Origin of the sequence: Micromonospora sp. KC207 (genome assembly GCF_004348615.1) — a bacterium.
Taxonomy (GTDB): domain Bacteria; phylum Actinomycetota; class Actinomycetes; order Mycobacteriales; family Micromonosporaceae; genus Micromonospora.
In genome coordinates, this window is the sequence record NZ_SMKJ01000305.1 from 1 (window position 1) to 7,943 (window position 7,943).

The following is a 7,943-nucleotide window of genomic DNA, read 5'->3' on the forward strand; positions in this document are numbered from 1 at the left end:
GGATCGGCCGGCCGGCCGATCCGCCCCCGCGCGTGTGATGATCGGTTAGAGGACGCCCAGGTCGCGTGCCGACCGGGTACGGCTGCTCATCGCGACGGTACGGGCGGTACGGGTTGCCTCAGTGCTCGTGGTGGTGCGACCGGCCTGAGGCCGGGGCATTCGGGCCCGGGACAACGCTTCGTGGAGTAGTTGCATCTCGACGGCTCCGTGGGGCATGTGCAGCAGCATGGGTTTCGGCTCTCTCTCGGGCCGGTGTGGCACCGGCGGGATGGTGCGGATCGGGTGTGTCAGGCAGCCAACCGGACGGCGTGACGCGACGCGGACAGCCCATTGGCCGCCAGGCGCGCCTCGGCCTCGACCTTCAACGCGGCGTCACGCGCGACGTCCTCCTTGCGCGGGCGGCCCCGGGGCCGCTTGCGCGGGACGACCGCGCCACGCTCGAAGATCTCGCCGCCCCAGACACCCCAGGGCTCGGCCCGCTCGACCGCGCCGGCAAGGCACTCGACGCGCAGCGGGCAGTCCCCGCAGAGCGACTTGGCCAGCTCGAGCTCGGTGGGCGAGTCGGAGAACCACAGGTCGGGGTCGACCTTCCGGCAGGGCAGGTTCGCCTCCAGTTCGACGCTCAGGTCGACGGGGGCTAACGCCAGACTCATCTCCCGGTCACCTCTCTCTCACTTCGATCTCGTGGATCGGATTTCCGACGTACTTCGGCGGGGCAAAAAACTGAGGCCGCGGATCCCGGTAGCGGGTTCCGCGGCCTCGAGGTGAGCCGGTCGGTCTGGTGATCAGACCGGTCTACCTCGAGGTGGAACGCCGCGGACATCCGTGCGCTGCTCGGCGACGTCGATGCCCATGCCCGTGAAGCCACTGGTCCCCTCGGCTCCGGTGAGCGGCGCGACGGTCAGTTTCAGCTCGGCCTGAACCCGGACCTGGTGCACCTGCGGAGCCGACGGCCGAGCGGCGAGGGCCACCCGGACGGCCGAAAGCGGAGCGACGGCAGCAGGCAGCGCCAGCGGACGCTCGTTGGTGTAGATCTCCATTGGTGCCACCTCCCTGACGTGCCTCGAAGTCGACTGGTATCCACCCCCGTGAGCAGCCGGAATGGCGCTGCTCGCGAGGTGCGCCCTGAGGCTATTCCTCGTCACAGGGCAAGGGCAAACGAATTTACGGATCGGTTTCCAAAGTTTTCTCACGGCAGACGTCGTCGACCGCGGCACCGTCCACGAGGGCCAGTACCGGTTCGCCGTACAGGCCGATCTTGCGGGGGCCGATGCCGGCGATCGCGATCAGTTCCTCGCGCCGGCCGGGCCGCCGCTCGGCCAGCGCGGTGATGGTGGCATCGGTGAAGACCACGTACGCGGGGACCTTCTGCGCGGCGGCCACCCGGGCCCGCCAGTCGCGCAACCGCTCGTAGAGCTCCTCGTCGATGTCGGAGGGGCAGGTCGGGCAGCGGCCGAGCTTGCGGTCCGGGCCAGCGAGCAGCGTCGCGCCGCAGATCCGGCAGGAGATCACCTGGTTGCGGCGGCGCTCGGCCCGCTTGGGCGCCGCGGCGGCCCGCTCCGTTGCGCCGCCGGAGCGGTCGAGCTGGGGCAAGAACCGCGACGGCCGCCGGGCCCGGCCGCCCGGCGAGCGGGCCACCGCGTACGACAGCCACAGCCACTCCCGGGCCCGGGTGATGCCGACGTAGAGCAGCCTTCGCTCCTCCTCGACCTGCTCGGCGGTCCGCGCGTACGTGGTGGGCAGGGTGCCCTCGGAGAGCCCTACCAGAAAGACGGCGTCCCACTCCAGGCCCTTCGCGGAGTGCAGGGACGCCAGGGTCACCCCCTCGACGGTCGGCACGTGCTGCTGGGCGGCGCGGCGGGCCAGCTCGTCGTTGAAGTCCGTTAGCGTCACGAGGCGCTGCACAGCGGCGGCCTCGCCGATCGGCAGCACGGGCGGGGTGGCCGCGTACTCGTCGGCGAGCCCGACCAGGGCCGCCAACGCCTCCCAGCGTTCCCGGGCCGCGCCGCCGGCCGGGGCGGCGTCGGGGGCCCAGCCGACGGCCGACAGCCCCTCCACCACGGCGTCGCGCAGCGGTGTCTCGCCGGGAATCGAGCGGGTGGCGGCCCGCAGCGCCACCATCGCCTGGCGCACCTCGGCCCGCTCGAAGAACCGCTCGGCGCCCTGCACCACGTACGGCACCTCGGCCCCGGTGAGCGCCTTCTCGTACGCCTCGGACTGCGCGTTGGTGCGAAACAGCACGGCGATCTCCCGGGCCGGGGTGCCGGCGTCGACCAGGGCCCGGCAGCGGGTCGCCACGGCGGCGGCCTCGGCCGGCTCGTCGGTGAAGATCCGCAGGTCCGGCTCGGGGCCCGGTGGGCGCTGCCCGCGCAGCTCCAGCCGCAGCCGCGCCTCGGTTCCCCGGGCCTGGGAGATCACCGCGTTGGCCAGCCCGACGACCTGCGGGGTGGAGCGGTAGTCCCGGACCAGCCGAAGCACCGTCGCACCCTGGTGGCGGCGGGGAAAGTCGACCAGGTACGTCGAGGTGGCCCCGGTGAACGAGTAGATGGTCTGGCTGGCGTCGCCGACCACGGTGAGGTCGTCCCGGCCGCCGAGCCACGCCTCCAGCAGCCGCTGCTGCAACGGGTTGACGTCCTGGTACTCGTCGACCACGAAGTGCCGGTACTGGCCCCGGACCTGCTCGGCCACGTCCGGGTGCTCCTCGATGCCCCAGACGGCGGCACGCAGCATGTCTTCGAAGTCGATCACACCGTTGGCCCGCTTGAGCTTCTCGTACGCGACGAAGACCTCGGCCACCTTCGCCGGTTCGTGCGGCGTGTCGCGCAGCGCCTTCGCGGCGGCGACCACGTACTCCCCCGGCTCCACCAGGGACGACTTGGCCCATTCGATCTCGCCGGCCAGGTCCCGGGCGGCGGCCCGGTCGGCGCGCAGGCCGACCCGGGCGGCGGCGAGGGTGACCAGCCGAGCCTTGCTGTCCAGCAGCTCCGGCATCGCCCGCCCGGCGAGCAGCCGGGGCGCGAAGTACCGCACCTGCCGCAGCGCCGCCGCGTGGAATGTTCGGGCCTGCACACCGGACACGCCGAGCGCGGTGAGCCGGGCCCGCAGCTCGGCGGCGGCGCGGGCGGTGAAGGTGACCGCGAGCACGTGCCGGCCGGACACCTCGCCGGTCAGGACCCGGTGGGCGATCCGGGAGGTGACCGCCCGGGTCTTGCCGGTGCCGGCGCCGGCCAGGATGCAGACCGGGCCCGCCGGGGCGGTCACCGCGGCGCGCTGCTCCGGGTCCAGCCCGGCGAGCACCCGTTCCGAGCCTGAGTGAACCCCCACAGCGAGGAATCATCTCAGCTCCCCCGGATGTTGCAGCGACTAGCCTGGCCTGACGGGACGGGCAGAACGGACCTTGGAGGACGCGATCATGTTGACGATGTACTCGACCACGTGGTGCGGCTACTGCCATCGGCTCAAGTCGCAGCTCGACCGGGAGGGCATCACCTACCGGGTGGTCGACATCGAGCAGGACCCGAAGGCGGCCGAGTTCGTGATGAGCGTCAACGGCGGCAACCAGACCGTGCCGACCCTGCGCTTCGCCGACGGCAGCGCGCTCACCAACCCGTCGATCACCCAGGTCAAGCAGCACCTCGCCGGTCTGCCGGGCTGACCGGCCACGCGCGTCACGCGACGGTGGCCGCCCGTTCTGGGCGGCCACCGTGTTCGGCGTGTCAGCGGGTGGGGTGGGCCACGCGCTGCTCGGGCTCGGATTCCGCCGCCCGGCGTTGCAGCGGGATGTGGGGCACAGCGGATACGGTCGGCGCGGAGAGTTGGCGGCCCCGCCAGAGGAAGGCACCAGCCGCGGTGGTGACCACGCCGACCAGCACGAACAGCAGCCGGTAGTCGAACACGCCGACGAGCAGCGCGCCGGCCCCGATCGAGATCGCCTGTGGGCCGCTGACCAGCGCCTCCGACGCCGCGACCACCCGGCCCAGCAGGCCCGCCGGGGTGCGCCGTTGGATGAGGGTGTTCAGCCCCACCGTGATCAGCGGGAGCGAGAGCCCGGCCAGCAGCAGCGCGGCGAACCCGAGCCACACGCTCGGATAGGCCAGGGCCAGGGCGGCCGGGCCGAAGAGGGTCACTCCGGTGGCCAACGCGCCGACCTCACCGGCGCGGCGCACCAGGGCAGCGGAGAACAGGCCGCCGACCAACCCGCCGAGGCCCTGCACGGTGACCAGCACGCCGACGAACGCGGCGTCGCGGCGCAGGCCCTGGTCGACGTACGCGAAGATCAGCGACTCGGTGAAGCCCATCACCAGCGAGCCGAGGCCGTAGCCGAGCAGGGCGCGGCGCAGCGCCGGCTCGCTGGCCAGGTGCCGCAGCCCGGCCCCCAGCTCCGCCGTCCAGCGCGACCCACCGCCGCCCGGCGCCGCCTCGGGCGTGCGCAGCAGGGCGACCACGGCGGCGGCCGTGATGAACCCGACCATCGCCAGCCCGGTGAGCAGCCAGCCGCCGACTGCGGCGTAGAGCGCGGCCCCGGCCAGCGGCCCGACCAGCCGCAGTCCCTGCCGCACGGTCTGTAGCGCGCCGTTGGCGTCGGCGAGCAGTTCGACCGGGACCATATGTCGGATCAGCCCGGCCAGCGCCGCGCTCAGCGTCAGGTACGACAACCCGTAGAGGCCCGCCACCACGTAGATGACCCAGACGTCGCCGGCCTCGGAGACCGTGAACAGCGGCGTGAGCAGGGCTGCGGTGGTGAGGTTCGCGGCGACGAAGAAGGGCCGCCGGGGGTGCCGGTCGACCGCCCAGCCGATGAGCGGCGCGAGGACCATCGGCGCGATGATCGCGAAGATCGTCGCGCCGGCCAGTCCGTCGGAGCCGGTCAGGTCCTTTACCCAGATCGCGAGGGCGAGCAGCAGGATCGACTCCGCGGCCATGCTGGTTAGCAGCGCGCCGAACAGCAGTCGGAAGTCGGGGCGGCCCAGGACGGTGCGCATCGGGTTTCCTCTTCTCGGGGCGGTGGTGGGGGGTTTCTGCAAGAAACGCGCCTGTCGAAGACTTCCGACGTCGGTCGCGCCGTCCATACTGACCGTGGGGGGCGAATTTCATACAGTTACCGTCGCGTCTCGCGACGGTCGACGGAGATGAGGACACCGTGCCTCCTACCGGACTGAGCCCAGTGCTGCGCCGCCGCAGGTTGGGCCTTGAGCTGCGCAAGCTGCGCGAGGCCGCCGGCCTCACCGGCGACCAGGTCATCGCGCGGATCGGGTGGGCGTCCGCGTCGAAACTGTCCCGCCTGGAGAACGGTCGCAGCCGACCTGACCCGGACGACGTCGCCGCCCTGCTCGACCTCTACGGGGTGACCGACGCGCAACGCGAGGAGCTGCTCGGCATCACCGGCGAGGCCGGCGACATGCGGGGCTGGCTGCGCAAGTACCCGGTGATGACCCCGCAGCAGCGCAGCTTCGCCGAACTGGAGGCGGGCTGCGCGGAGATCCTGGAGTACAACCCGGTCCTGGTGCCGGGGCTGCTACAGACCACCGGGTACGCCCGGCTGCGGATCGTCTCCGCTCACCAGGTCGAGTCCGGCGCCGGCGACTCGGAGCACGGCGAGACACCGGACAACGAGGTGGCCGCCCGGGTGGCCCGGCAGTCGCTGTTGAGCCGCGCCGACGCGCCGCGCTACACGGCGGTGCTGGAAGAGGCGGCGCTGGGGCGGCGGGCCGGCCCGCCGGAGGTGCTGCGGGAGCAGCTCAGCCGGCTCTGCAACCTGGCCATGCTGCCGCACGTCACCCTGCACGTGCTGCCACGGGACACCAAGATCGGCGACTGGTACCTCCCACCGACGGCGTTCTCGATCTACCGGTTCGCCGACCCGCTCGACCCGGAGACGCTGGCGATAGAAGGTGGGTTCACCAACGCCATGTCAACCGAGGCAAGCACCCTAAATGCCTATAAAGTGGCTTTCGAGTGGTTGCGCTCGGCGGCGCTCTCCGCATCGGACACCATCTCCTGGCTCTTCGAGGCCGCGGGGCGGCTGACCGAGACGGCAGGGCCGTCCACGGCGACCCACGGGTCGGCAACGACGCCGACCCAACGCCGCCGGCACTCCGGACGCCTGACGGATCGGTGACCCCGTCGAGGGCCGCTCCCGGGCACCCGGCACCACTCGTTCCATCGGAGCAGTCCAATCAGGAGCAGACCATGAACGAGATCCCCAACACGCCGTCCGCCCTCGCCCGACAGCTGGCCGGTGCCCCGTGGCGGACCAGCACCCGCAGCCAGACCTCCAACTGCGTGGAGGTGGCCCCGCTGCGCGGCGGCCCGGCGGCCGTGGCGCTGCGGGACAGCAAGGACCGTGGCGGCCCGGTGCTGCTCTTCGACGGCGCCGGCTGGGCGGGCTTCATAGCCGGCACGAAGAGCGGGCAGTTCGACCTGAGCTGATCGCCCCGCCCGGGTCGGGACCGTCGACGGAAGCCGGCGGTCCCGACCCGCGTCCGGCCCGCCGGCCGAGCGCGACGGGCGTCATCCGATCGGGGGATACGCCACACCGATCGTCCCGTTCCATTTGCTGGGACGCTGGTCGGTCGTAGCATCTGTCGACAGAGTGACGTGGAACTTCCACCGATTGCCGCCCGTCACCGTCGTATCCGGAGACCACCATGCGGTTCCTGATCGTTCGCACCGAGATCCGCGCCGCCGCTGACGTCGACATCGCGATCGCCTGGGCCACGGGTGGCCGGGTGCGCGACGAGACCGTCTCCCCCGAACCGCGCCGCCAGGTGGTGCACGCCGAGGACCGGGAGGCCGCCCTGCTGCTGGCCCGGGCCCTGTCCACGGTGGGCGCGGTCCGCCGCGGCAAGCAGCGGGTCAAGGTCCTGCCGCTCGAGGGCCCCGCCCCCTCCTGAGCCCGGCACCGCGTCGCTCACGCTCCGCGACGACTGCGGCAGGGCGTGACGGTTGGCTGACCCGCAGGCCTGACCGTCGGCCCCCCGCCGGTCAGCAGTCCGCCGGTCAGCAGTGGCCGTCGAGCCAACGGTGGATCAGGAAGAGCGCGATCGACGACGGCGGGGGCAGGAGCAGGTGCTCGCCATCGCCCACGGACACCGGCCGCCCGGCCAGCGTCGCGCCGATCTCGCGGCGGGTGAACCAGCGGGCGTGCGCGATCTCGGCCGGGTTGACCTGCACCGGCGACCCCGGGTCGGCCACCGCGAGGAAGCCGAGCATCAGAGAGCCGGGGAACGGCCAGGACTGGCTGCCCGCGTACGCGATCTCCTCGACCGCCACGCCGACCTCCTCGCGGACCTCGCGCACCACGGCGGCCTCGGCCGACTCGCCGGGCTCGACGAACCCGGCGAGGCAGGAGTAACGGCAACGGCCCCTGCTGCGCGGCCAGGCCGCGTTGCTGCCGAGCAGACAGCCGCCGTCCTGCCCCGCCGCCCCGTCGTGCACCAGCACGATCATCGCCGGGTCGGTACGCGGCCAGACCCGGCCGCCGTCCGGGTCGATCCGGGACCAACCGGCCTCGTCCACCCGTGTCGGGTGGCCGGTGGCCGGGGAGTAGCCGTGCCCGGCGTGCCAGTTGGTGAGCGCCAGCGCGGTGGTGAAGATGCCGGCGTCCCGGTCCACCAGCAGGTGCCCGACCTCCCGCAGGTGCGCCGCGCGGGTGCCGGGCAGCTCGGGCAGCGGGCTGTCCACCGCGAACACGGGCACACCGTCGGGCTCGACACCGAGGAACATCGGGATCGAGCGGGGCACCCCGGGCAGCTCACCGGGGCCGACCAGCACCAGCTCCGGCGGGGACGCGTCGGCACGGACCAGGGCCCGGCCGTCGTCGGCGGAGTCGAGCACCAGGACCCGGGCCCGCTCCCACGCCTCGGCCAGCCACTGCGGGTCGGCGCGGCGGTGCGCGGCCCGGTCGAGGGTGGATCGGGCCAGCGGCGGGACGGCCTCCCCGC

The 7,943-nt window shown here is 72.9% G+C and carries 9 protein-coding genes; 4 read left to right on the forward strand and 5 right to left on the reverse strand.

Features of this window, described 5'->3' with window-relative positions:
• Positions 1 to 287 precede the first annotated feature (287 nt).
• The 3 genes from E1258_RS27300 to E1258_RS27310 all read right to left on the reverse strand — a co-directional run bounded on the left by E1258_RS27300 (position 288) and on the right by E1258_RS27310 (position 3,324).
• A complete protein-coding gene (locus tag E1258_RS27300) occupies positions 288 to 653 on the reverse strand; it encodes a WhiB family transcriptional regulator (RefSeq protein WP_132406171.1) in 366 nt (121 codons plus the stop codon).
• 132 nt (positions 654 to 785) lie between these two features.
• Positions 786 to 1,040 (reverse strand): hypothetical protein, encoded by a 255-nt coding sequence (locus E1258_RS27305; RefSeq protein ID WP_132406173.1) that lies wholly within the window; start codon positions 1,038 to 1,040, stop codon positions 786 to 788.
• Positions 1,041 to 1,164: 124 nt separating this feature from the next.
• On the reverse strand, positions 1,165 to 3,324 hold the full coding sequence (locus E1258_RS27310) for an ATP-dependent DNA helicase UvrD2 (RefSeq protein ID WP_132406175.1): 2,160 nt from the start codon (positions 3,322 to 3,324) through the stop codon (positions 1,165 to 1,167).
• 88 nt (positions 3,325 to 3,412) lie between these two features.
• Between E1258_RS27310 and E1258_RS27315 the strand changes: the two genes are divergently transcribed.
• Entirely contained in the window at positions 3,413 to 3,655 is a 243-nt protein-coding gene (locus tag E1258_RS27315; RefSeq protein ID WP_132406177.1) for a mycoredoxin, read from the forward strand.
• Between the two features lie 61 nt (positions 3,656 to 3,716).
• On the opposite strand, the gene E1258_RS27320 is transcribed toward E1258_RS27315, so the two are convergent.
• Positions 3,717 to 4,982 carry an MFS transporter gene (locus E1258_RS27320; protein ID WP_132406179.1) on the reverse strand — a complete coding sequence of 422 codons (1,266 nt, stop codon included), beginning with the start codon at positions 4,980 to 4,982 and terminating at the stop codon, positions 3,717 to 3,719.
• Positions 4,983 to 5,140: 158 nt separating this feature from the next.
• Between E1258_RS27320 and E1258_RS27325 the strand changes: the two genes are divergently transcribed.
• From E1258_RS27325 to E1258_RS27335, 3 genes are all read left to right on the forward strand, one after another.
• Positions 5,141 to 6,118, forward strand: a complete 978-nt coding sequence (locus E1258_RS27325; RefSeq protein WP_132406181.1) for a helix-turn-helix transcriptional regulator — start codon at positions 5,141 to 5,143, stop codon at positions 6,116 to 6,118.
• Between the two features lie 71 nt (positions 6,119 to 6,189).
• Positions 6,190 to 6,429 carry a DUF397 domain-containing protein gene (locus tag E1258_RS27330; protein WP_007072838.1) on the forward strand — a complete coding sequence of 80 codons (240 nt, stop codon included), beginning with the start codon at positions 6,190 to 6,192 and terminating at the stop codon, positions 6,427 to 6,429.
• A 218-nt stretch (positions 6,430 to 6,647) separates the two neighbouring features.
• Positions 6,648 to 6,893 (forward strand): hypothetical protein, encoded by a 246-nt coding sequence (locus E1258_RS27335; RefSeq protein WP_132406183.1) that lies wholly within the window; start codon positions 6,648 to 6,650, stop codon positions 6,891 to 6,893.
• A gap of 106 nt (positions 6,894 to 6,999) precedes the next feature.
• Here E1258_RS27335 and nudC read toward each other — a convergent pair.
• Positions 7,000 to 7,943, reverse strand: a 944-nt coding sequence (gene nudC / locus E1258_RS27340) for an NAD(+) diphosphatase (protein ID WP_132406185.1), incomplete at its 5' end; no start/stop codon positions are given.

What these genes read in the sequence shown, in the direction of transcription:
- E1258_RS27300 (WP_132406171.1), bottom strand. Translation starts at nt 653, where the DNA reads ATGAGTCTGGCGTTAGCCCCCGTCGACCTGAGCGTCGAACTGGAGGCG.
- E1258_RS27330 (WP_007072838.1), top strand. Translation starts at nt 6,190, where the DNA reads ATGAACGAGATCCCCAACACGCCGTCCGCCCTCGCCCGACAGCTGGCC.
- E1258_RS27315 (WP_132406177.1), top strand. Translation starts at nt 3,413, where the DNA reads ATGTTGACGATGTACTCGACCACGTGGTGCGGCTACTGCCATCGGCTC.
- E1258_RS27305 (WP_132406173.1), bottom strand. Translation starts at nt 1,040, where the DNA reads ATGGAGATCTACACCAACGAGCGTCCGCTGGCGCTGCCTGCTGCCGTC.
- E1258_RS27335 (WP_132406183.1), top strand. Translation starts at nt 6,648, where the DNA reads ATGCGGTTCCTGATCGTTCGCACCGAGATCCGCGCCGCCGCTGACGTC.
- E1258_RS27320 (WP_132406179.1), bottom strand. Translation starts at nt 4,982, where the DNA reads ATGCGCACCGTCCTGGGCCGCCCCGACTTCCGACTGCTGTTCGGCGCG.